Source organism: Companilactobacillus muriivasis, from assembly GCF_036246245.1.
GTDB lineage: Bacteria > Bacillota > Bacilli > Lactobacillales > Lactobacillaceae > Companilactobacillus > Companilactobacillus muriivasis.
Window position 1 is genome coordinate 297,076 of record NZ_BTTQ01000001.1, and the last position, 23,691, is coordinate 320,766.

Annotated in this window: 25 protein-coding genes and 1 tRNA gene; 13 read left to right on the top strand and 13 right to left on the bottom strand. The window is 35.0% G+C overall.

Features of this window, described 5'->3' with window-relative positions; translation table 11 throughout:
* Positions 1-17 precede the first annotated feature (17 nt).
* Positions 18-1,010: a UDP-glucose 4-epimerase GalE gene (galE, locus tag AAA923_RS01520; RefSeq protein ID WP_338214187.1), complete on the bottom strand. Its 993-nt coding sequence runs from the start codon at positions 1,008-1,010 to the stop codon at positions 18-20.
* 703 nt (positions 1,011-1,713) lie between these two features.
* Here galE and AAA923_RS01525 point away from each other — a divergent pair.
* The 4 genes from AAA923_RS01525 to AAA923_RS01540 all read left to right on the top strand — a co-directional run bounded on the left by AAA923_RS01525 (position 1,714) and on the right by AAA923_RS01540 (position 5,472).
* A complete protein-coding gene (locus AAA923_RS01525; protein ID WP_338214188.1) occupies positions 1,714-2,373 on the top strand; it encodes a class A sortase in 660 nt (219 codons plus the stop codon).
* Positions 2,374-2,494: 121 nt separating this feature from the next.
* Entirely contained in the window at positions 2,495-4,804 is a 2,310-nt protein-coding gene (gene recJ, locus AAA923_RS01530; protein WP_338214190.1) for a single-stranded-DNA-specific exonuclease RecJ, read from the top strand.
* A gap of 22 nt (positions 4,805-4,826) precedes the next feature.
* Complete coding sequence (locus tag AAA923_RS01535; RefSeq protein WP_041501792.1) at positions 4,827-5,345, top strand: adenine phosphoribosyltransferase; 519 nt, start codon at positions 4,827-4,829, stop codon at positions 5,343-5,345.
* A 38-nt stretch (positions 5,346-5,383) separates the two neighbouring features.
* Positions 5,384-5,472: transfer RNA gene (locus tag AAA923_RS01540), tRNA-Ser, on the top strand.
* 351 nt (positions 5,473-5,823) lie between these two features.
* Here AAA923_RS01540 and AAA923_RS01545 read toward each other — a convergent pair.
* Positions 5,824-6,783: a type II toxin-antitoxin system PemK/MazF family toxin gene (locus AAA923_RS01545; protein ID WP_338214192.1), complete on the bottom strand. Its 960-nt coding sequence runs from the start codon at positions 6,781-6,783 to the stop codon at positions 5,824-5,826.
* A 321-nt stretch (positions 6,784-7,104) separates the two neighbouring features.
* Between AAA923_RS01545 and AAA923_RS01550 the strand changes: the two genes are divergently transcribed.
* Positions 7,105-7,707 carry a histidine phosphatase family protein gene (locus AAA923_RS01550; protein WP_338214193.1) on the top strand — a complete coding sequence of 201 codons (603 nt, stop codon included), beginning with the start codon at positions 7,105-7,107 and terminating at the stop codon, positions 7,705-7,707.
* A gap of 68 nt (positions 7,708-7,775) precedes the next feature.
* On the opposite strand, the gene AAA923_RS01555 is transcribed toward AAA923_RS01550, so the two are convergent.
* The 4 genes from AAA923_RS01555 to AAA923_RS01570 are packed head-to-tail and all read right to left on the bottom strand — an operon-like array spanning position 7,776 to position 9,407.
* On the bottom strand, positions 7,776-7,988 hold the full coding sequence (locus tag AAA923_RS01555; RefSeq protein ID WP_338214195.1) for a helix-turn-helix domain-containing protein: 213 nt from the start codon (positions 7,986-7,988) through the stop codon (positions 7,776-7,778).
* Positions 7,975-8,463: a DUF2975 domain-containing protein gene (locus tag AAA923_RS01560; protein WP_338214196.1), complete on the bottom strand. Its 489-nt coding sequence runs from the start codon at positions 8,461-8,463 to the stop codon at positions 7,975-7,977. Before AAA923_RS01560 ends, AAA923_RS01555 begins: the two co-directional genes overlap by 14 nt.
* Entirely contained in the window at positions 8,460-8,912 is a 453-nt protein-coding gene (locus AAA923_RS01565; RefSeq protein ID WP_338214198.1) for a DUF2975 domain-containing protein, read from the bottom strand. Before AAA923_RS01565 ends, AAA923_RS01560 begins: the two co-directional genes overlap by 4 nt.
* 15 nt (positions 8,913-8,927) lie before the next feature.
* A complete protein-coding gene (locus AAA923_RS01570; protein WP_338214200.1) occupies positions 8,928-9,407 on the bottom strand; it encodes a DUF2975 domain-containing protein in 480 nt (159 codons plus the stop codon).
* A gap of 245 nt (positions 9,408-9,652) precedes the next feature.
* On the opposite strand from AAA923_RS01570, the gene AAA923_RS01575 reads away from it, so the two are divergent.
* Both AAA923_RS01575 and AAA923_RS01580 read left to right on the top strand, forming a co-directional pair.
* Positions 9,653-10,246, top strand: coding sequence for a hypothetical protein (locus AAA923_RS01575; RefSeq protein ID WP_338214202.1), 594 nt, complete (start codon positions 9,653-9,655; stop codon positions 10,244-10,246).
* 30 nt (positions 10,247-10,276) lie between these two features.
* Positions 10,277-11,911, top strand: a complete 1,635-nt coding sequence (locus tag AAA923_RS01580; protein WP_338214205.1) for an ArnT family glycosyltransferase — start codon at positions 10,277-10,279, stop codon at positions 11,909-11,911.
* A 63-nt stretch (positions 11,912-11,974) separates the two neighbouring features.
* Here the strand turns inward: AAA923_RS01580 and AAA923_RS01585 are convergent, their stop codons facing one another.
* Together AAA923_RS01585 and AAA923_RS01590 are read right to left on the bottom strand one after the other, a co-directional pair.
* The gene (locus tag AAA923_RS01585; protein ID WP_338214206.1) at positions 11,975-12,436 is read right to left on the bottom strand and encodes a hypothetical protein; all 462 of its coding nucleotides are present in this window, start codon (positions 12,434-12,436) and stop codon (positions 11,975-11,977) included.
* Positions 12,437-12,752: 316 nt separating this feature from the next.
* Positions 12,753-13,529 carry a potassium channel family protein gene (locus AAA923_RS01590; RefSeq protein WP_338214207.1) on the bottom strand — a complete coding sequence of 259 codons (777 nt, stop codon included), beginning with the start codon at positions 13,527-13,529 and terminating at the stop codon, positions 12,753-12,755.
* A 126-nt stretch (positions 13,530-13,655) separates the two neighbouring features.
* Between AAA923_RS01590 and AAA923_RS01595 the strand changes: the two genes are divergently transcribed.
* Both AAA923_RS01595 and AAA923_RS01600 read left to right on the top strand, forming a co-directional pair.
* Positions 13,656-14,435: a TraX family protein gene (locus AAA923_RS01595; RefSeq protein ID WP_338214209.1), complete on the top strand. Its 780-nt coding sequence runs from the start codon at positions 13,656-13,658 to the stop codon at positions 14,433-14,435.
* Between the two features lie 74 nt (positions 14,436-14,509).
* On the top strand, positions 14,510-16,450 hold the full coding sequence (locus tag AAA923_RS01600) for a GTP-binding protein (RefSeq protein WP_338214211.1): 1,941 nt from the start codon (positions 14,510-14,512) through the stop codon (positions 16,448-16,450).
* Between the two features lie 113 nt (positions 16,451-16,563).
* On the opposite strand, the gene AAA923_RS01605 is transcribed toward AAA923_RS01600, so the two are convergent.
* Positions 16,564-16,854: a hypothetical protein gene (locus tag AAA923_RS01605; RefSeq protein ID WP_338214212.1), complete on the bottom strand. Its 291-nt coding sequence runs from the start codon at positions 16,852-16,854 to the stop codon at positions 16,564-16,566.
* A gap of 138 nt (positions 16,855-16,992) precedes the next feature.
* On the opposite strand from AAA923_RS01605, the gene AAA923_RS01610 reads away from it, so the two are divergent.
* Positions 16,993-17,418: a universal stress protein gene (locus AAA923_RS01610; RefSeq protein ID WP_048698848.1), complete on the top strand. Its 426-nt coding sequence runs from the start codon at positions 16,993-16,995 to the stop codon at positions 17,416-17,418.
* Positions 17,419-17,464: 46 nt separating this feature from the next.
* On the opposite strand, the gene AAA923_RS01615 is transcribed toward AAA923_RS01610, so the two are convergent.
* Positions 17,465-17,983 carry a phosphatidylglycerophosphatase A family protein gene (locus AAA923_RS01615; protein WP_338214213.1) on the bottom strand — a complete coding sequence of 173 codons (519 nt, stop codon included), beginning with the start codon at positions 17,981-17,983 and terminating at the stop codon, positions 17,465-17,467.
* A 21-nt stretch (positions 17,984-18,004) separates the two neighbouring features.
* Positions 18,005-18,661 carry an HD domain-containing protein gene (locus AAA923_RS01620; RefSeq protein WP_338214214.1) on the bottom strand — a complete coding sequence of 219 codons (657 nt, stop codon included), beginning with the start codon at positions 18,659-18,661 and terminating at the stop codon, positions 18,005-18,007.
* Between the two features lie 305 nt (positions 18,662-18,966).
* Between AAA923_RS01620 and AAA923_RS01625 the strand changes: the two genes are divergently transcribed.
* The 3 genes from AAA923_RS01625 to AAA923_RS01635 all read left to right on the top strand — a co-directional run bounded on the left by AAA923_RS01625 (position 18,967) and on the right by AAA923_RS01635 (position 21,639).
* A complete protein-coding gene (locus AAA923_RS01625) occupies positions 18,967-19,530 on the top strand; it encodes a peroxiredoxin (protein WP_338214215.1) in 564 nt (187 codons plus the stop codon).
* 370 nt (positions 19,531-19,900) lie between these two features.
* Positions 19,901-20,650, top strand: a complete 750-nt coding sequence (gene pnuC, locus AAA923_RS01630; RefSeq protein WP_338214216.1) for a nicotinamide riboside transporter PnuC — start codon at positions 19,901-19,903, stop codon at positions 20,648-20,650.
* 74 nt (positions 20,651-20,724) lie between these two features.
* Positions 20,725-21,639, top strand: a complete 915-nt coding sequence (locus tag AAA923_RS01635; protein ID WP_338214217.1) for an alpha/beta hydrolase — start codon at positions 20,725-20,727, stop codon at positions 21,637-21,639.
* A gap of 81 nt (positions 21,640-21,720) precedes the next feature.
* Here the strand turns inward: AAA923_RS01635 and AAA923_RS01640 are convergent, their stop codons facing one another.
* Together AAA923_RS01640 and AAA923_RS01645 are read right to left on the bottom strand one after the other, a co-directional pair.
* Positions 21,721-22,419: an EAL domain-containing protein gene (locus tag AAA923_RS01640; RefSeq protein ID WP_338214218.1), complete on the bottom strand. Its 699-nt coding sequence runs from the start codon at positions 22,417-22,419 to the stop codon at positions 21,721-21,723.
* Positions 22,420-22,740: 321 nt separating this feature from the next.
* Positions 22,741-23,373, bottom strand: coding sequence for a hypothetical protein (locus AAA923_RS01645; protein ID WP_338214219.1), 633 nt, complete (start codon positions 23,371-23,373; stop codon positions 22,741-22,743).
* Positions 23,374-23,691: the final 318 nt, after the last annotated feature.

Consider the following 23,691-nt stretch of genomic DNA (forward strand, 5'->3'; position numbering starts at 1 on the left):
GTATTATAATAATATTTTTATTCTTCTTCGTAACCATTTAGATGTTTTGATTTGAAATTCCAAGCATCGCTGATAACTTTTTCAACATCATCATACTTAGGCTGCCATTTAAGAATAGTTCTAGCCTTAGTTGAATCCGCAATCAAAGTACTTGGGTCCCCTGGACGTCTAGGACCAATTTTAGCAGGAATTTCCTTACCAGTAGCTTTTCTAGCGGCTTCAAGGATTTCTTTGTTTGAGAAACCATTTGAAGAACCGAGGTTAAAGACATTGCTGTCATTGTCGGCACGTAAATATTCCATAGCTAAACGGTGAGCTTCAGCAAGATCCTCAACGTGGACATAGTCACGAACGTTGGTACCATCTTTAGTATCGTAATCATCACCGAAAATTGTCAATTCATCACGTTGACCAGCAGCCACTTGAAGAACAACTGGAATCAAGTGAGTCTCAGGATTGTGATCTTCACCGATTGAACCGTCAGGCTTGGCACCACCAACATTGAAGTATCTCAAGGCAACAAATTTAATGCCATAAGCGACGTCACACCAGTGCATGATTTTTTCCATGGCTAACTTACTTTCACCATATGGGTTAGTTGGAACAGTTGGGTCAGTTTCCTTAATTGGAATCTGTTTAGGCTCACCATAAGTGGCAGCGGTTGATGAGAAGACGATATGCTTAACACCAAAGTTGTGCATCACCTGTAGAAGCGTAATCATTCCATAAGTGTTGTTATCAAAGTATTTGAGTGGATCTTTCATTGATTCTGGAACAATTGAGAATGCGGCAAAATGAATTACATCAGTGATATCTTCATTTTGGAATAATTTGATCAAAAATTCTTTATCACGAACATCACCTTCGTAAAACTTAGCTTTTTCGTTAATAGCTTGAACGTGACCCGTGGATAGATTATCTGCTACAATGACGTCATAGCCGAGTTCACAAAGATGATCAACAGTGTGTGAACCGATATAACCGGCACCGCCTAAAACAAGAATGCTCATAAAATTACCTCCAGATTCATTTATGTTTCTAAATATATGATTCTATTATAGCTTATCTTTGTAATATACATTTTAGTAAACTTAGTAAACATTGAAATTAATTAATTTAGATTTATTTAATTATGCCGTTTACAGAGCTGAGAGTATTCATCTGCTGCGCGGAACGGTCCGAGCCAAAGAGCGGTCTCGAACCTCGGTTGAAGCCTTTTCACGGACCGAAAAGGCTCCAACACGCCCGGTGGTGTAATGGCTAAAGCCATAACGCCACTTTCGCTGCGGATGAATACTCTCAGCTCTTCCAACTAATCTATCTTTTGGATGATGATCAACAGAATATTTTTAGTTGCGAGGTGTGCTGTTAATTTCCGTATTGTACATAAATATTTTCTAAATGTTTAGTTGAATATTTAAAATCAGATAAACTAGGGAATACAAGAGTCAGAGGTCATCAGCAATATAGTCAGCTGTGGAGGTGGCGTTAAGGCTTTAGCCTTTACAGCACAGGACGACTTTGGAGACTTACCGGTTTTTGGTAAGGCTTCAAAGCGAGGTGCGAGACCGTACCTTGGCTCGCGCCGGTCCTCATAGCAGACTATATTGCTGATGACCGGAGACGGTTCCCCAAATTTAAGATTTAACTTTTTACCACGAATGTTCTAAAATATAAATTATATTGTAAATTCATTGAAATGGAATGAAAACTATGAAGAAATTCTTTTCAATTTTTGGAACCATCGTTTTATTGCTGGTGGCGTTAGCTTTGATTTTTAATCAACCAATCAAAGAATATGCAGTCAAACGAATTTCTAACCAAAATTTGACGACATTAACAGCCAAGAAAGCCAAAGAAAACTCGAAGAAAAAGGGTCAATTTGACTTTAATAAAGTTAAGCCAATCTCAGCCAGTCAGGTTGCGAAAGCCTCAGTTAACAATGATGCTGCTGTAATCGGTAAAATGGCCGTTCCTTCAGTTAACTTGCGTCTACCAATCGTTGTTGGTTTGAGTGATAATGCTCTATCAACTGGTGGTGGCACGATGAAAGAAAATGAAAAAATGGGTAAGTCCAATTATGCTTTGGCAGGTCATTATATGACTAACAAAGGTGCTTTGTTCTCTCCATTGGAAAATGCTCAAATTGGCGACTTAGCTTATATTACCGATATGAAACGTGTCTATACCTATAAGATTTACTTCAAGAAGATTGTACCGCCAACAGCTGTTTATCTGCTAGACGATGTGCAAAATCAAAGTATTTTAACACTGATTACTTGTGCTGATGGTGGGACTAACCGTTGGGCTTTGCAAGGTTCATTGGTAAGTAGTCAACCGGCCAATAAAGGTACTTTAGCAGTCTTTTCTTAATGATTCCTTAAAGGAGTTTTGGAACGTCTTGTTTACGAAATTAGATTGTAAATGATATTTCAAGGCTTTTTTTTTCGATTTGAAAATTGATATAATTAACTAATTGTTAGTAGGTGATGGATTGACTTTAATAAATTGGGAAAAGCGTAAGAATCCCACAAATGAAGAAATAACCAAATTTGCAGCAGAAAAGCACGTTGATCCGATAGTGGCAGAATTGTTGCTGGAACGTGATATTACTGATACTGCGGATATTGAAACATTTTTACATAGTGATTCCAAAGAATTGCAGGATCCATTCGGATTGCATGATATGGATAAAGCGCTCGAAATAATTGATGAAGCTGTTCAATCTGAGGCTAAAATCGCTATTTATGGTGATTACGATGCCGATGGTGTCACTAGTACATCAATTATGAAGTTGACGTTGCAAAAATTGGGTAATAAGCCGATTTTCTACATTCCGGATCGTTTCAAAGATGGATATGGTCCCAATATGGATCGTTATAAATTCTTAGCTGATCAAGGAATTGATTTATTAATAACTGTCGATAATGGTGTCAGCGGTAAGGATGAAATTAAGTATATGAAAGACCGTGGTATCAAGGTTATCGTTACTGATCACCATGATTTGCCAGCTGAATTGCCTGAAGCTGACGCTATCGTGCACCCAACAATTCCTGGTTCTGAATATATTTGTCCTTATTTGTCTGGAGCAGGAGTGGCGTTCAAGATTGCGGATGCCTTGCTTGGTGAAGATGCGATGGATTTGATTGACTTAGCTGCTATTGGGACTGTGGCTGATTCTGTGGCCTTAAAAGGTGAGAATCGGGTCATTGTAACCGAAGGCTTGAAACAGATGAAGAAGAACCATCACGTCGGTTTAACGGCTTTGCTCAAAAAATGTAAAATCAAACTTTCTGATATTAGTGAAGAAGATATTGGTTTTAAAATCGCTCCACGGATTAATGCCTTGGGACGTTTGGAAAATGCTTCATCTGGTGTGGAATTACTGACGACAGGTGATGAATCATTTGCGAAAGAAATTGTTGATGAAACTGAAGATATCAATTCAAGACGTCAAGAATTAGTTCAATCAGCCTTTGCGGACGCTCAAAGTCAAATTGCTGCGCAGAAAGATAATGGCGTATTAGTTTTAAAAGGTAATAATTGGCACCAAGGTGTCCTAGGAATCGTTGCTAGTCGGGCAATGGACCAGGAAAATAAGCCAGTTTTGGCAACTCAATTCGATGAGAATAGTGGTGTTATGAAAGGTTCTGGCCGAAGTCCTGAAGGATTTAACTTGTTTACAGCGTTGAATAAGCATAATGATTTGTTCACTGCCTTTGGTGGGCATGCTCAGGCTTGTGGTTTCTCTATTGAAGAAGCCCGACTGGATAAGTTGACCGAATTGTTGCAAGCAGAGCCTAAAGAACAAGAATTCGATCCTCAAGCGCCTGTTATTAAAGATTACGATTTAAATTTGAAAATTGAAGATTTGAATCTTGATTTAATCAAGCAAATTCAACAATTAGCTCCGTTTGGAATGGGTAATCCTAAGCCAGTCATTAAATTAAGCAATGTTTCTTTGAGTCAAGCTAAGTCAATTGGTAAAGATGGTAGTCATCTGAAAGTTAATGTAACTGATAATAATCGCCAAGTTGCTGCAATTGGTTTTGGAATGTTTGCCCAAGAACAAGCTATGGATACTGATATTTGTGATGTTTATGGTGAAATTGGTATCAACGAGTGGGCAGGTCGCAAGAACTTGCAATTGATGCTTGATGATTTCCAAGTTTCACCGGAAACTAAAAAGATTGCTGGTTTGAAAGAAATTTATTTGGATTATCGTAATAAGAGACTTTCAACTTCAATCTTGAATCATTTTGACAATATTGTCTTCTTTAATGAGGTTTATTATGAGGCAGCCAAGCGTTCAAATGTTAAGGCTAAGCTGGTTCGTTATGATGAAAAATGTGATGGCAAGAATATTTTGATTTATGATCGACCACATAATTTAGATTTATTCAAAAATTTTATAAAAGAAAATAATACTCAACATACAGCTTTATTTTTCCATACTGATTTGACGGCAAGATATTTAAAGCCTGATATGATTAAGATGAAAACGCTTTTGAAATATTTATATACCCATCAAAATATTACGATGGATGGCATGGATTTAGTCGCAAATTATCTAAATTTACAAAAAACTGACGTAGATTTTTATTTAAAAGTGTTTTTTGAGTTAAATTTTGTTAAAATAGTTAATGGCTTTGTTGAAAAAGCTGATGCTTCACAACAACGCGAATTGATTGAATCTTCGACTTATTTGAAGAGATTACAACGCAATGATGTTGAAAAAATATTAATTGAATCCAACTTTGACGATCTCTTGTCCTGGATGAGTGATTACGATTGCCATTGTTAGGTTGAATGGGGAATTTATAAAAATGGATATTGATTTTAAGAAATATGTTGCTAATGTTCAAGATTTTCCAGAACCTGGTGTACTATTTCGAGATATTTCACCATTAATGGCTGATGGTAAAGCATACGCTGCAGCAACCGATAAGATTGTTGAATATGCCAAAAGCCGTGGTGCAGAAATGATTGCTGGTCCTGAAGCACGTGGTTTCATCGTGGGATGTCCAGTGGCATACAAGATGGGCATTGGTTTCGCTCCTGCTCGTAAAAAGGGTAAGTTGCCTCGTGAAACTGTTTCGGTTTCGTATGACCTCGAATATGGTCAAGCTTCACTATACATGCAAAAAGATGCTATTAAACCCGGCCAAAAGGTACTAGTAGTGGACGATTTGATGGCAACTGGTGGTACCTTAGCTGCCACAATCAAGTTGATTGAAAAATTAGGCGGTATCGTAGTTGGAACTGCATTCTTGATCGAATTAACTGATTTGCATGGTCGCGACAAAATTAAAGGGTATGACATGTTTACTCTGATGCAATATTAATTTAAAATAGGTCTGTAGACATTCTACAGACCTTTCATGGTGAGTTGGCAGAGTGGTAATGCACCGGACTCGAAATCCGGCGAACCCGTTATACGCGGGCGCGCAGGTTCAAATCCTGTACTCACCTTAAATAGATAATTTTAGAACACTTTCGGGTGTTCTATTTTTTTGTCGTTAATTGTCTAAAATGTTGGTACTGAAGGGATGAGCCACTGTAAATAACCATAAAAAGGTACAAACATATTTCTAATATATTCTAGCAATATAATTTTATTGTCCCAAAATTGTACCAATTCCATTCTGGATCTTTCAATAAAGTGGAGCATTAAATAGCGTTCATGTTTGAAATCAATTGAATTTAAAATAAAAAGAGGTGGCTACATATTAGATGTAGTCACCCCGGGCATCAATGCCAGTCATATAAGATTCCTAAAGGAATCGGCGCTCTGCGCTGTAGCCACATTATTACATATTTTTTTCAATCGTTCAAGTTTTGGAAGTTTTTAATTGATTTGTGAATTTTCTTTAGTGAATTATCGGAGATGATTACATTCTTTGATATTGTGTAATGACTTATTTTTACTACTCGTAACTTACTAACCGTTGTAACATTTGGGATAATTGCAAATGTATTCTTTGAATATTTTTGCATCTTATTCATTAGTTCTTGTAAATTGTCAATATGCTCGTTTAGCAGTACACCATCCTTTATATAGTCGCAGAGGCTATTTAGTTTATCTATTATGGTGGAGAGTCTACTTCGGTAAAATTCATCATTATCTTTTTTGAATTCTTGGTCTCTAATATCAACAATCTTATCTATAAGTTTTTCTAATTTGTTTGGATTCTTCAAATCAATATATTTCGGAATATTGATTTGAAAATCATGCATATGATGTGTAAATCCATTCAGAGAGTCTCTAAGAAAAAATTGAGTATTTTCTCCTTTTAGAGTTTCAGTTGAATTGTATGAAATAATTTCAGAAACTATTTTTTTTATTTTATTTGCTAAGTCGCGTAAAACTTCAGTATTCTCTTCTTCAAGATCCAATAGTCTAGTATTAGCCAATTTATAAATGGATTTAAAAAGTTCTTTATCTAGAGATAAATAGTTTGAATGATCTTTTGATGATAGTGGAATTACGGTTAGGAGTGTATTTTCTCGTTTGTCAGTTTTATTTAGTACAATTGCAAAGTGATTACCACTGAGTTCATTTCCAATATTAGGGCCAAAATTTACCATAACAACAGATCCGCTTGTAAATGTTGTGTAGTATTTCGGAGTGTTATGTTTTTTTTCTCGTGTTAGCCAATAACCATAGAACTCCATCCATTGACGCATATAATGCAATTTAAACATTTGATTATGTGGGATTCCAAAATAAATATTATTAAACTGTGATATGCTTTTTGCATTAATTGCATAATAGTTTTCCATTAACTTTGTCTCCTTTAGGTTTGTAAAAATATGCTTTCAGAACAGGATGAAAGCGCTTAGAGTTTTAATCTTAATAGTCAGTAATTAATTGTCGGATATTTGTAAATTACGTTGAATTACTTAAGATAATCAGAAAATAGTTTTTGAATAATATTTTGTGACAAGTTATATTGAAATGATAGTTATGCTCATCGGATTGATAATGGAATGTATTTCTCTAAAGATATAATTCAACCATATAAAAACAAACAAGAGTGCTAATATTAAAAGTGTACCTAAGCAAATCAACGAACAAATAATTAGATAGGACCTTCAAATCAAATGACTAATTTATTCTTTATCAGGCATGCACATACAGTTTTAAATGGGAAAAGACTCTTTCAAGGTGGTCAGACGGATTCTGAATTAGATGAAGTTGGTCAACAACAATTGGCTAAATCTGTCGATGGAATGAAGACAGCTTTACCTGATAATTATTTACTAGTTTGCAGTCCCTTGATTAGAACTAGAGAGACTGCAAAAGGCTTGCAATTGAATACCGAAAATGAAATTTTTGATAAGAGAATTCAAGAAATTGGATTTGGAACATGGGAAGGTCGTTCATTAGAATCAGTCAAAAATGAGTTTCCAAAGGATGTTACTCGATATTATGAAAATGATCCAACTATGACACCTCAAGGTGGAGAGTCAATTCAATCAGTTGCGGATCGAATGGTCGAGGCAATTAATTACTATGCTAAAAGTGACCATCAAAATGTTGTTTTCGTATCCCATGGCAATTCGATTTCAATTGGTTTAAGCGCATTATTATTGGAGTCAGCACCATTTAAACGAATAATTGCTGTACCTGATAATGTGTCATTGTCAAAGGTAGTTTTTGAAGATAATTTCAGTTTAAAATATTATAATCATACGTTTTATTAATTCAAGAATACGCAAAAAGGAGCTCGTCATTATGATGAACTCCTTTTATTTATGCATTGAACCATTTATTATTGAGTGTCCGAATCCTTATATTCCAAAATATCTCCGGGTTGGCAATCTAGAACACGACAAATTTCTTCGAGTGTAGAAAAACGAATCGCTTTTGCTTTACCATTTTTGAGGATTGATAAATTTGCCATCGTTATTCCGACTTTTTTCGAAAGCTCGGTCAAACTCATTTTTCTTTTAACTAACATAAGGTCTAAATTAATTATTATCATATTTGAGACTCGGTTTCTGTTTATAATTTGCGGTACGCTTTTGAACGATGAGTTGCAGCACATTAACGAATGCGCCCAGCATTAAAGCAAGCATGATTAGAAATGCATCCAATAATATACCTATTGGAGAGTCGTCGTTTGAGTTCATCAATCTGAATGCTGGGACGAGGACGATGTAAATAGGGGCAATGGTGTAAAAAAGTTGTTTGATTGTTTTGAGTAAACGGACACCATTGGCCGTAAAGATGGCTTTTTTTTCTGCTAATCGTAGCAATCTCCACGTGAACCAAATTATGAGGTAAGAAAGTATTCCGGATAGATAAAGTCCAGTTCCAAAGTATATTTTTATAAAAATATTGATGTGTGCATAACTACCAGCAGTTATAAAATCTGGAAATAGATAGATGAAAATTAATACTAAAAGCGCTGCCAGTAATATCAAAATGGCTCTTAGATAATTCGTTAATATTTTCATTTTAATATCTCAACCTCCATAATTTTTTGTAATACGTTAGCAAAAGCTCCGATGGTTAAACCGAGGATGATTAGGAATAATTCGATTGTTATTGGGGCTGGGGCGTTAATTATATTTGCCTCTTCACAGACACCAAAGATTGCGAGTACATAAATGACAGCGATAGTGTAGAAAAATATTTTTATTATCTTTACGGCAAGGACTCCTGCTTTTGAAAATAGTCTATCGTGATCGGTTAAGTAGAGTAGTCGCCAAGCAAGGATGATAATTCCGTATGACAGAATTGCTGAAGCATATAGTAAGACAGCGTAGGGAACTAGGATAAGTAAAGAAGTTTTGTTCTCGTTCATGAATATTAGTAGACTGGGAAACGACCTCAAGCTGATTATTGCTAGCAAAAAGATCATGATGCAGAGGGTGAATCTTAAAAAGAGTGTCGGTAATTTCATTACGAATGCCTCCTTTTAAATCGTCAAATCATTTTCAGACTTAATTTTAATAGCATGCCTCAATAATTTTTCTAGTACACTTGCAAAGATAGCAATGACTAACGGTGCTCCGGAGAAGACAGCACAGACTAAGATAACGCCTGGTGCATCGTCTCTATCGGCAAAGGTATAGAATATCGGCAATTCCAAAATGAAAATGATGCAGATTGAGTAAGCCAGTTGTTTGATATTCTTTAATGATTTAACAGATGCATTTGAAAAGGCGTTTTCTTGATCAATTAGATGTAATAGCTTAAGCGCTTGAAATAATATTGTAAAAAACAGAATGGCACTGACGTATAACCCCAAACCTAGTAGAATTGTAAAAATCGGTATATCAGGCATCAGATTATTGGATCCAATCAGGTAATGAGGGACCACAATGGCACAAAAAGCCAACATGATTAATCCCATAATGTAAATTGTTAGTCTTAGAAAAATCGTTTCTTTTTTCATTTATGAAATACCTCGTCATAATTTATGATTTGAGTATAGCATTATTTTATCGAAAAGCGATAGTGTTTTATTGTTTTTCGATAAGATATACCTGATTATTTACTGTATAGTTATTGGTCAAAATGTCAGACCATTGTTATATCTGTTTCAAAAAGGATTATCATTAAAGTTATTATGGATTCCTTTATTTTAGTGAAGATACGCTTTAATACTAGAATGCTGAATTAAGAAGTCGAGGGGTAGTAATGAAAGATACAAGTGTGTTTGTATGGGCGTTAAATTCTCTGTTTAGGCATCAGAATTTTAAAGAGTTTTTAATAGACGATAATAAGGAGAATAAAGATAATTTAGAGGCTATCGATTTTCTTTCTAAAATACATTCAAAAATTGCGTTTATAAATGGCATGCTAATTTTATTTTCCATCTCCTTATTTGCTGCGAGTGGCGTTTCTATTTTTATTGCAAATCATTTTCTGGGCTTAAACATAGGTAATAATTTCTTCTATATCTTAAATGGATTGTCAGTGGGATTGTTTTTCTTGACGCTTTTAGTTAGGATATTAATTGGCAACCTGAAAAAAGTTCTAATTAAAGGAATTATCAAAGGGTATAAAACCAGAAATATATATGATTACACGACTTACTTTGGTAAAGGTGAACATCAATACTTTTTAGTTGATGATGACTACATAGAAGTGCCAGTTAATAAGATTGAAGTTCTCGTAAAGGAGACTAAGGACATGTTAGATAGTTCATTTAATGCTAACGGAAAGTTAGTTAATGTTGTTAACAATACTACGGGAGAAGAGTTTGTAATACAGTTAGAAATAGTGGGGTAGATCAGTATTTTAAATTTAAAGAACAAATTTATGAAATTACAAAAGATGCCAATGATTATCATGGTTTCATTACTGATAATTTTTGGCATTTTATTATGTTATAGATTGGATAATATACCGGGATTATTTATTGACGAAATTAATTATATGAATGAGGTTATCAGTAAAGCCAACTTTGGTACAGATATTCAAGGGCTGAGACATCCTGTGTACTTTGCCAGTGTCTGGGGGCAGGGACAGTCTGTTTTGTATTCCTGGATAGTGGGACCTTGGATTAAATTGCTAGGATTTTCGATTCTTGTTTTCAGACTGCCGATGGTATTGTTGAGTATTCTGATGGTGGGAGCGACTATGATTTCAATATTCTTGGTCACTAAGGATAAATTATTAGCTATTTGTGTCGAGATAGCCTTGATAAGCATGCCTTGGTTAATCATTTCAAGTCGATGGGTGTTAGATGCTAATGTATCACCGATTTTTATCATGATGGGATTACTGAGTTTTTATGTGTCAGTAAGTGGTTATTTATCTAAAAGAATGACAATGATATTTTTAGTGTTGTCAGGGATAATCATGTCATTGTCTGCTTATGGCTATATTGCATCTTGGTTATATTTACCGGTATTAGTCATAGCCTTAGCAATCTTTTCATTACGTAAAAGACTATTAGGACTAAAAGAAATAATCTTGTGGTTATTTACAATGGTCATTGTGGCAATTCCTTTAATAATTTTTGCTTATCGGGTAAATATTCAGCACATTGATCATTTCACAAAGTTCATATTTTTTGATATTCCATATTTAAAAGCCAATAGAACGAGTTCGTTAATCAATTTCAATCAACATATTTTAGGAAACATCATTATTAATTTGAAGACCGGAATGTTTCAGTTTAATTCTGGGACTGATGGATTACCTCAAAATGGCTTACACCCATATGGAGCTATAATGCCATGGATGCTAGTGTTCTTCGTGATTGGAGTGATTGTTAGCAAAAATAAACTAAAGCCTTCAGCCGTAATTTTTCGAAATTTGATTGAGATCTCTATTGTGAGTTTCATTCCGGCCATGATGATTATTCAAGCTAATTTCAATCACTGGAATTTTCTTTGGATTCCAATGACTGTCATAGTAGGTTATGGCTTATATTTTACAGTCAATGTTTTAACATCTAAAATCTTGCAGATTGCCACGCTAGTATTTCCAATATTGTTGATCCTAATATTCTCATTCAGTAGCTATTTTGGTGTCAGTGGTAAAAATACTTACTTCAACAATTTCAGTGGATCTGCGCCAGAGGCAAGTTCTATCAATAGGATGATGAAAAGTAGATATAGCAGGAACAATTTATACATAGAAGGTATGAGTGGTAACTTTTCTATATTTAGACTTATTCAACATCCGATCAATGCTGTTCAATATCAATCACTTGAGGGAAGTCTAAGAAGAAGTAATGTGGAGATTATTCCATCTCCAGAGAAATCATTTGGTTATTTAAGGGATGCCAGTAATATTGGTCAAGCTCGTAAAGGAGATCTGGCAATGATATATCAAGAAAATGTGAGATCTTTTAGATTTGATAAACGTTTTTGGAGATTAATCGAAAATACAAAGTTCAGTCACCATTCGGTTGAGATTTTTCAAAAGATAAGTAACAAAGTTTGATCTTTATTTGATAAATTAGAAAATAAAAAAGGAACGTTACAAATGAACGCTCCTTTAAGGTTCCTATTTATTCCAAGTAAATTCTTTATTATCCAAATATTTTGATCTACCAACATAACCACCATCACAAAAAATAATCGTAGCTAATCCATCCATATAAGTAGTTTGATCAAAATCCTTCAAATTATCAGCGATTCTCAAAGTAAATAATTGCGCTTGATTAACAACACTTTCACGTTGGGATGATTTCAGCTTTTTGAAACCAGACGTAACGTAAAGTTCAACTTGATTATTTTTGAGAAACTTGATATTTTTAACAAATTTAGACCAATCATCTGAATTTTTAATCTCAGTTTGTTGTTGCTCGTATAACTTATGACTAAGTTTTTGATTGATTTTTCGTAATTTATTGTATGCTTTGACAAATTTGATTTCATGATTAGCTTCAGCCTCAACGACTGTGGTATGGCTCATGGGTAAGATTGTTAGAAGAAGTCCTAACAGCGGCATTATTCGTTTTTTCATCTGTCACTCCTCAATATTTGAGTACAGTATAGTCGAGAAGTGGTACAAGATTCCATTCAAGTTTGATATAGCATGTTATAGAATGATTAAAGAAAAATCACAGATAAAAAAATAAAAGTCCACTGCTGCTGAGTAGTGGACTTTTGTGTTAGAAGAGACATTCTGTCGAAGAATGATATTAATGAGAATTTCGGGTATTATCGCATATTTGGGTTTTCCTCTAACAAACTTATTATATTACAGTAAAAATAAAAATGTGAATAAAAGTTTAAATATTTATAAGAAAAGGTATTTTTTTAATGCTTCAAATGGATAATTACTCACTTTGATGATCACCTAGTGTTTCTTTTGCTTTCAATTCAATGACATCTTTTCTTAGTTTTCGGTTCTCCTTCTCAATTTTATCTAATTTGAGAAGAATCTTATCCAATTTATCCTCATTTTTAACATTCTTCTCGGTCGTTACGTAGTTAGTAATTGTACTAGTCAATGTTCCGATAAAGCCGATACCAATAATCATCAGCGAAATAGCAGCGATACGTCCAACAAGAGTATGGGGAGCAACATCGCCATAGCCAACTGTTGAAGCGGTCACGATTGCCCACCAAAACGAATTACTCAAGGAAACACCTTCAGCCAGTGAATATGTGATAGCAGCGGTGACTAAGACGATGCTACAGATAATAATCAAATAAATAAATCCATTGATCTTGAGAAACTTCTTAGCATTCTTCTGCATTTTACCTGCGGTACCGATGAAACGAACCAACGTGAAAATCTTGGTAAAACGGATTACGTTGACTATTCGAAAAATTCTGAATGCGTTGAATAACGTATTAAATGGCATGATTGCTAACAAATCGACAATATTATGGCGGAAGAATTTCGACTTATCTTTAGCCAAATATAAGCGACCGAAATAGTCAAATGAGAATATTAGTAATGTGGCAATATCAATTTCTAAATACGATGTTCGAGAAACATCGAAACTAGGGATGTAACTCAGCACTAGAATGGTTAATGATGCCAGTCCGGCCAAAGCAATCGTGACATAATAACCATTCGAATGAAGAAACTTGCGAAATTTGGACATTTTTAATCAGCTCCAAGTGTTATTCTTACTAATTTGTAATATAGCACTAACGGTTGTGTTAGGTATATTTACATTCGTAAAAAATTTCATAATAATGTGAGTAATACCTAAAGGAGAGATTAAATTATGCAACAATTCACACCTGACAATTCATCGAAGGCGATGAATCGAGAAACGTTTAAAATCATTTTAATGGGATTGATGGTTTTGGATCATATTACATTTTTTATATCACCATACTTAGCTGACTTCTTCCATATTATTACGCGAGTGGTAGCGGTCGGATTCGCTTATTTAGTTGTCGAAGGGATGTTTTATACTCACAGTCGCAAAAATTATCTCAGTCGCTTGATTGGCTGGGGTATTTTCATGGGACTAGGCAACTGCTTGATGAATATATTTGTTTTACGAAAACAATATGTAATGTCAATCACGGGAGACAACATATTTTTAACCCTAGCCCTTGGTGCAATCGTAATTTGGCTCTGGGACAATCAACAGAAAGATAAAACGAAGCGTCGAAATTTGCGGATTCTTTCCATTATATTATTAGTTCTGGGAAGTATTCCATTACTAGAAGGAAGTTTTGTCATTGTACCGTTCATGTTTATTACTCAATTAACTTATAAGAATGCTAAAAAACGTAATTTATGGTATCTACTTTTGTCAGTTTTAATAGCAGCTATCGAATTACCAACAGTTTTTATAGGTGCAGATTTTAATCCGCTGATGATTTTTGATGGCGTTGCAATGAATGCCAGTGATATTTTCTTTATTTTGATTATTCCAATGTTGCACTTTTATAATGGAAAGATCGGCAAGCACAGCGCTCAGTTAAAATATTTGTTTTATATTTTTTATCCATTACATTTATGGCTGATTCATTTAATTGCTAATTTTCAATAAGTATCTCTCCGCAAAGAATTGTAGTTGATGTGATAAACTAATTAGCGTGAATTAATTCTGGAGAGGAGAATATTATGAAACAGATTGTAGCGGGGATTGTGGCCCACGTTGATGCTGGAAAAACCACGCTTTCTGAGGCGATGCTTTATCGGTCCGGTGAATTACGGAAATTGGGTCGAGTTGATAAAGGTGATGCCTTTTTGGATCCAGATGAATTGGAAAAGAAACGCGGTATTACGATATTCTCCCACCAGGCTAACCTTAAATATAATGATTTGAAATTGAGCTTATTGGATACTCCAGGACATGTGGATTTTGCCTCACAGACGGAACAAGTTATGAGTGTTTTGGATTATGCGATTTTAGTGATTTCGGCAACAGATGGTGTGCAAGGATATACTAGAACGCTGTGGCACTTATTGGAACATTATCAAGTTCCAACATTCATTTTTGTCAATAAAATTGACGCTGACGGTGTTGATCAAGCAGCAGTTCTAAAGCAATTACAAACACAGTTATCACCCGGATGTGTGGCGTTCAATGGTCAAGATATTGAAGAATCATATGAAGAAATTGCGATGCAAGATGACGATGTTTTGGAAAAATTTCTTGATGGTGAGTCGGTTGCTGACGAAACTATTCAACAGATGATTAAGAAACGTCAAGTATTTCCATGTTTCTTCGGCTCAGCTTTAAAAGTCGATGGGGTCGATGATTTTCTAGATGGATTGGAACATTGGACTATTGAAAACAACTATTCGGCTGATTTTGCAGCTAAAGTTTTCAAAATTTCGCATGATGAAAAAGGTGAACGTCTGACTTGGGTACGAGTGACAGGTGGTGTTTTACCTAATAAAACTGTTTTGGTAAAGGATCAAAAAGCCAATCAATTACGAGTTTATGACGGTGCCAAGTTTACGACTGAGCCTGAGATAGCTGCAGGTGGAGTCTGTGCTATTACGGGGTTGACTGATACCTATCCGGGAATGGGATTAGGTGCAGCTCAAGATAGTTTGAAACCAACAATTCAACCAGTTTTAAATTACGCGGTGGACCCTAAAGAAAATGATATTCACGCATGTCTAACAGCTTTGCGTGAGTTGGAAGATGAAGATCCGCAATTACACGTATCTTGGTCAAGTCACCTACAAGAAATTCGTATCGAAATTATGGGTGAAGTTCAGCTAGAAATTTTACAACAATTATTATTAAAACGTTTCGACTTGGATGTCAGTTTTGGTGAAGGTAGTATCCTTTATAAGGAAACAATTACTCAAGATATTGAAGGAGTCGGTCATTTTGAACCATTACGTCACTATTCTGAAGTCCATTTGTTTATGCAGCCATTACCAGCAGGCAGTGGATTGGTTTTTGATACTGATTGTAGTTTGGACGTCATGGCTAGCAATTGGCAACATCAAGTTTTGTCGAATTTGAAATCCAAAGAACATCTTGGCGTTTTAACTGGTTCACCAATAACTGATATGAAAATAACTTTGATTAATGGTCGAGCAAGTAACGTTCATTCTGTTGGCGGAGATTTTCGTGAAGCAACTTGGCGTGCAGTACGTCAGGGGCTAATGATGTCTAAGCAAAATAATGCCTGTCAATTACTGGAACCATGGTATCGTTTCCGCCTAGAGGTTACTCAAGATCAGGTCGGTCGAGCTATGAATGATATTCAAAAGATGAGTGGCAGTTTCGATGCTCCAGATATGTCATCGGCTTCGGCTGAACTGAATTTGACCACTATTACTGGTTTTGCACCGGTATCAGAAATGCAAGGTTACGCCCAAACCGTCAATTCATATACACATGGACAAGGTCAATTGGAAAGTATTGTGGATGGATATCGACCATGTCATAATGCTGAAGAAGTGATTACGGCAGCTGATTATGATCCGGTTTCAGATTTGGAAAATACACCTGATTCAGTCTTTTGTGCCCATGGAGCTGGTTATCCGGTTGCATGGGATGAAGTTCCAGCAATGGCACATGTTGGTTATAGAAATTAGAAATTTATTTATTCGTAAAAATAAAGCTCACTATCCTTGATTATTATTTCAAGAATAGTGAGCTATTTTATTTTCAAAATATATAAATTAATTCAGTCGACAGAACTTTGCAATCAATAGAAGTTATTTAATGCATACTCTTGACCAGCACAGTCGAGCATTTCTTGCCATGACGAAAAAATGGTCGATTTTTGGACATGTGCTTCCCAAGTCTCGATCGGCAGACGTTCTAAAGCGTTTTGACTTGTTACCCCCACGGATTCAAAAAATTCTTCAATACAAAAGAACTTGGTATTCTTTTCCATAAATTGATTACTAAAATAGTGGGTAAATTGAATTTTATTCAAATCATTTCTAATTTGACATTCTTGTTCGATGAGCTCCAGTTTCTGTTTAGTCTGCATAATAACTAATCCCCTATAAAAATTATTTACTATTCACACTAAGTATACAAAACTTTATTAATTATTTGTCTAATTATTAACATATTTTTCCGGAACTTGGTAAAATTTAGGTAAAGGATACAAATAGGAGGGATTGTTATGTATAAAAAGATATTAGTGGCTATCGATGGTAGTCAGAGCGCTTACAATGCATTAAACTCTGCCGTTGATTTGGCTAAACAGTTTGACTCAGAACTCTATTTGGTATCAGTCGTAAATACGGCCAATTTACCAATGAATGTTGGTGTTTCATATGCGCCAGGATTGATTGAAGATATGAAAAAGGCTTCTAACAGTGATTTAAAGAAAGCTCATGATATTGTAAAGTCCGCCGGATTAACGGCTAAAGTTAATCTATTAGATGGTGAGCCACGTGAGCAATTGGTTCGTTTCCCTAAAGAAAATGGAATTGATTTGATTGTTATGGGTAAAACCGGGACTAGTGCCTTTACCAGAGTTTTTGTGGGATCGGTTACACGTTATGTTTCAGAACATACTGATATTAGTTTGTTAGTAGTTGTTTAATTGTATAAAAAAAGCCGGCTGAAAAGTCGACTTTTTTTATGTGTCATTATTTATTTAGTAATTTATCAACTTCACGTTCGTTGTGGGCTAACCAACCACAGGCGGCAGCAGCGATGGCACCAACCAAGTCATCCAAGAAGACGTTGATTTTGCCAGTTGATTTGTCGTTAAGTTTACCGAGAATACCGTGCTTCAATTTATCAACATAGCCGTAATTAGTAACGGAAACTGAACCATAGAGGCTAGCCAAAGTGATAGCCATATTTTCATCAATACCGTAGGTCGATTCATCAGTTTCCATGATACGTTGCATCGGAGACGATAAGAGCCCTTTTTCAGCTAAGACATCTAATTCTATTCCAGTCATAATCGCGTTTTGAGCTTCACGTTTGTGAAGAACTTTGTTGATGGCATAGATTGAAACGTCTTCATTTAAGCCAGCAACGTAATCCTTTTCCAAAAAAATGACGATTTCCGCGATGTCTTTTAGTTCAACGCCACGGTCCTTAAGGTTTCTGAGAATGTGTTCATAATATTGTTTATCTTGATCTTCATATGATACCAAAATTAATTTCTCCCTCATTTGTTATTTTTCTGCATCCCACTCAGCTTTAAACTCGTTGAGAAAGTCCACCATATATTGATGACGCTTTTCAGCAATCTTTTTAGCAGTAGGGGTATTCATCATAGCAGTTAATTTCAATAATTTCTCGTAAAAATGATTGATAATTGTTTCATTATTTAAATTACGATATTCAGCCTTGTTCATCGATTGTCTAGGTTCAATAGCAGGGTTATAAATAGTTTCTGCATGCGCACCACCGTAATAAATAGCACGAGTAATTCCGATTGCTCCAATAGCATCCAAGCGGTCAGCATCTTGAACAATTTGACCAGCTAAAGATAATTTAGGAGGATTTTTCGATAAAGATTTGCTGAAAGATAAGTTATGAGTGATGTAGATAACTTCAGCAACTTGTTCCTCAGTAAAGTCGATACTCAATAAAAATTCCTTGATTTCTTGTTCAAGTTTAGCAGGGTCATCGACCAATTTATCATCAGCAACATCATGCAAGTAGGCAGCAGCCAAAGTGATTAATGGATCTGCATCTTCAGTTTGTAAAATGCGTTTTGCAGTTTTAATAACACGTTGAATATGGTCAAAGTTATGTCCAGTAGCATCTCCAGACATTTTATCGAAAGAAAACTTCTTAATAGCGGTTAATTGTGCTTCATTTGTCATAAAATCAATCCCTTTGTTAATTGTGTTTTATCATGAAATTGTAAATCCAAACGCCTGATTTCTATATTACATCATTAAGGAGAATGATGTTTTTAGATTATAATAATATTGAAATAAGTTATTGTCCTTCATAGATTAATTTATAAAAGACAAGTTAGTTGGAAAAGGTGAATACTCTCCGCTCAGGAAACGGCAGATAAAATTACACTTATTTTTCAAATTTGTTATGATATACATGTGCAAACAAATTGCATCGTGTCAGCGATTAGAATATAATTAAGACGTATTTTAGGGAGGCCTAATAAATGAACTATATTAATAAAGAAATACCAGACTTTAAATTAGAGGCATATCAAAAAGGCGAGCTGAAAGAAGTCAGCAAGTCAGATTTACTCGGTAAATGGTCAGTTATCTTCTTTTATCCAGCTGATTTTTCATTCGTTTGTCCTACAGAATTAAGCGACTTGCAAGATTCATACAAAGATTTTCAAGCCGCTAATGCCGAAATTTATTCAGTTTCTGTCGATAGTCAATTTGCACACATGTCATGGGCAGAGACAACTGACACAATTGGTAAGATTGAATATCCAATGTTGTCTGATCAAAAACATCAATTAACTGATTTCTTCAATATTCTAGATGAAGAGAGCGGTCAAGCGTATCGAGGAGTCTTTATTGTTAACCCTGAAGGCATTATCAAGTCCTATACGATTAATGCTATGGGTATCGGTAGAAATGCTCAAGAAATCCTTAGAACTCTCCAAGCAGCTCAATTTGTTGCCGAGAATGGTGACAAAGTTTGTCCTGCAAATTGGCATCCCGGGGAAAAGACTTTAAAACCTGGTGCTGATTTAGTTGGTAAAATTTAACAATTACTTTGACCTTGAGAATGCTCGAGGTCTTTTTTGTCCCCAAATATCTACCAAATGACTATATGTTAAAAAAGTTCTTAACCGTTATAACTATATATAGTGTTATGAAATCAGAAAATGCAACATATTGTATCGAATGATAAATTACTAACGTAGTAGGTATAGTAAGCGCTTTACAGCGATATGGCGCCATTACATCTCAAATCATTGGTAACAATTATGTTCCATTTGGTGGTATGATTTTAGCTGTCGATTAAATTGATATTTTTTCATAAATACAGTTTGAGGGATAAATAAAATTTGATTGATTCAGAATATAAATGCCACAATCATACATTCTGTTTTCAATCCAGAGGAGAAGAGACATATGAGTATTTTCGATCCAAGATGGTATGTTGAACAAATGAAACACTGGAGTTTCAGAAGTTACATGCTATTAATGTTTGGCTTGGGGGCCATCACAGCATCAACTGTTTCACACGCAATCACACCCATCGCAATTTGGACATGGTTAGCTGCCGTGTTAGGTTTCACATGTACCATCGCTATCACCAACGCTAAGCCACTTAACGGTGTTTTAGGATTAGTTTCAGCACTTATTTATATCTTCGTTGCTATCAACGCTAAGAACTTCTCAGACGTTGTTCTACAACTTAGTTACATTATTTTATTGGATATTCCAGTTTTGATCAGTCCACAATGGGCTAAGGATGCTGAAAAGCATATTCATGGTTTAACTGGTATGAAATGGCTCAATACAGTCGCTTTCTTCCTAGTTTCATGGGGCTTACTATATTTGATGGATACACATTTGTTCATCAGTCCTCGTCCTATTACTGATTCTGTTGCTGCAGCTATTGGTTTCACAGGTGCTTTGTTATGTACATTGCGTTTCCGTGAACAATATTATTTCTGGACAGCGCAAGGTATCATGTCAATCGTTCTTTGGGGAATCACTGCTACACAAGGTGATGCCAGTCCTGTTATGTTCTTGACATACATTATGTATTTCATGAACGATATGATTGCATTTTTCGATTCACACATTCACTGGTTCCACAAAGATGCTAGTGCCAACCGTGCTCGTGATGAAAAAATTTCTCAAGAGAACGCTTAGAGATTATAGTTGCAATTATTTTACCAATTAGCTTAAAATTACTAAGCGATGAAATAATTTAAGTAGGGTAAATTATGCGATTAAAAAAATATCTTAAAGTAATTCTTTTAGTAACAGTCGGGGTAGTATTGGTTGCCGATATCGGTGCCGGTGCTTACATGTTTAATTATGCTTTCAGTAAAAGTGGCTATGCTAGTAAGGCTGCCGGTCCATTACAAAAAAATGACCGTTGGTTTCTCAAGCAGAAGCAAGATATTTGGGAACAAACTACAAAAGATCATTTGAAGTTAAAAGCCAGATATTTAGCAGCTACGAAAAAAACTGACAAGACTGTCGTAGTCGTTCATGGCTATGGCAGTGCAAGTAAGTATATGGGTTCATCTGTGAAAATGTTCCATGAAGCTGGGTACAACGTTTTAGTACCCGATAATCGCTCTTTTGGCATGAGTCAGGGTAAGTATGCTGGCTATGGCTGGAAAGACCGTAAGGACATGAATAATTGGATCAAGATGATCAACCAAAAGTTCGGTTCAAAGTCTCAGATTGGCCTTTATGGGGTCAGTATGGGAGCTTCTACCGTGATGTACACCTTAGGTGAGAAACCTAAGAACGTTAAATTTGCAGTCGAAGACTGTGGTTATTCCACTATTTCTGGTGAATTGGATTACCAGTTAAAAGAAATGTTTGGTTTACCTAGTTTTCCTATCGTACCAACAGCAAGTCTTTTCGCCGATGCATTGGCGGGATACAACTTCTACCAAGCTAGTACTCGAAACACCTTGAAAAAGAGCAAGGTGCCGCTTTACGTAATTCATGGTTCAAAAGATACATTTGTTCCGACAAAGAATGCCTATCAAAACTATGACTATGCTAAAGGTCCCAAGAAATTGTGGATTGTTAAGGGTGCAGCTCATGCGGGTTCAATGAAGGTCGCTGGCGATAAATACAAAATTAACGTGCTTGATTTTGCTAAAGAATATTTTAAATAGAAGAAATATTTTGTTTCAACAAAAGAACCACTATCCAAACCTAATTGTTTGAGTAGTGGTTCTTTTTGTCGTGTTAATTTTTTAAGCTGATTGTGGGCAATGATCTTCAGGAAGCTTCAATAGCCGAGGTTTACCAAAATAATAACCTTGTTTGAAAATGATGCCTAATTTATCACTCAATTGATCATCATTTTGATTTTCAATACCTTCCAATACTAAGCGAAGATTATATTCTGTACTCATGGCATGCCAAAAGTGAATCCTATTTTGTATCTCAGGATCGACTAATTTATTGGGAAAGTTTTGTAGAGCAAATTTTAGTTCTGAGGCAAATGGTAACAATTGTTGAATATCGTCGTATTGATTTAAGCCAGAGCCAACATCATCGAGTGAAACTTGAATATTATTTTCCCAAAAAATTTTCATATGAGACAAAATCTCTTCATGTGTATAAGTTTTTAAGTTGTTATCTTCCGTCAATTCAACGATTAATTTAGTGGGATAAATTTGTTTTTGACTTTGAACGAGGGCATTTGCAATCGAGGTGGTCATCAATTGGTCTCGATTGATATTAATTGAGAGCTGATTGACTTTTGTAGATAAGGTTTTTGTACTGCGAATAAGTAAATCGGCAACAATATTAGAGTCAATATCTGAAAAAGATTCAGGAATACGCCAGCCTTTATTTGTATATTGTTTCATTAATAGTTCATAACCAATGATTGAATTAGTTTTTTTGGTTATTTGAGGTTGAATAAAAAAACGGTAACATTCTTTCAATAAAATTACCTCCTAATTGGGCTATACAAATCTCTAAAGATCACTATACTAGAAATAAAATTAAGAATAAAGTAAAAATAAGATAAATTATAAAATTTGTCGTAATTGTATGTACTCAAGCATGTATGACAGCGACTAGACAGATTTCGAAAGATTATCCTGAAACCGAATTAACGGTCTATGAAATGGTGGTTTATAATTTCGTCAATATATACATATTTAGATATTGAAACCCTAAATCAATAAGTGAAAACGCAAATAGGGACAGTAATCGATTAGCAATTACTGTCTCTATTTGTAACTATATTAAAAATAAAAAGTTTATTTCGATTGATTAAAGAGCCAATCCCGAACAGCAGGAATTGTATATCCGCAATCGAATGAAGCCATATGTTCCATACCTTTATTTGAATTTTCCAAGACTGTTCCGGATTTCCAAGTAATAAAGTTGGCATTTGTCTTAACAGCAGAAGATCCAAATTGGCCAAAGCCTCCAGAAACGGTTGAAGTATCAAAGACTGGAATCAACACGAAACTGGCATGTTTCTTTTGTTCAGAATCTGTGGCCCAAATGCTACCGCCATAACCTTGAGTGATACCTGTGGCTGTACTTTGACCAGTTACTGAGTCGTCTGGAATAAAAGTAAGCATTGGATAAGCAGTTTTTTTATTGTAATTTTTCGGTACATATAGAGCGTAACTAAGTGTTACACCGGTCTTTTTATCAGTATAAGACAGTTGCTTAAATTTTGATTCAACCGAGCTAGTAACGCTTGATAATGACGAATCAGCTTTAGAATCATTTGTATTAGTTTTTTTAAATGATGTCGAACTAGTAGTTTTCTTTGATGATGAACTAGAGTTTGACGAGCTGTTAGAAGCAGAACAGGCAGTACCAACTAGAACTAATAATAAAATCATGGGGATAATGAAAAGTGTTTTCTTCAATTTCATAAATTTACCTTCTCTATTTAAGATAGAGCAAGTAAACGTCATTAATTTGATAATAAATATTACAAATATAATGCATTATTCTTTAATAGACTTAGGTTTTGAATAATAAGGATAATTTATTGGTATTAAAAGTTAAACGTTTAGCTTGTTTATGATAGAAGGAGACAATAAAAAACCACCGAACTCAATGTGTCCGATGGCTTCTGTCACTTCTATATTTAACGATAATAAGAATAAGTAAACTGACTCCTAATGCTGCGATAAATGTTATTTCCAAATATTTTGGAAAATAGATATCCTTTGGTAATTGTCTGAGAA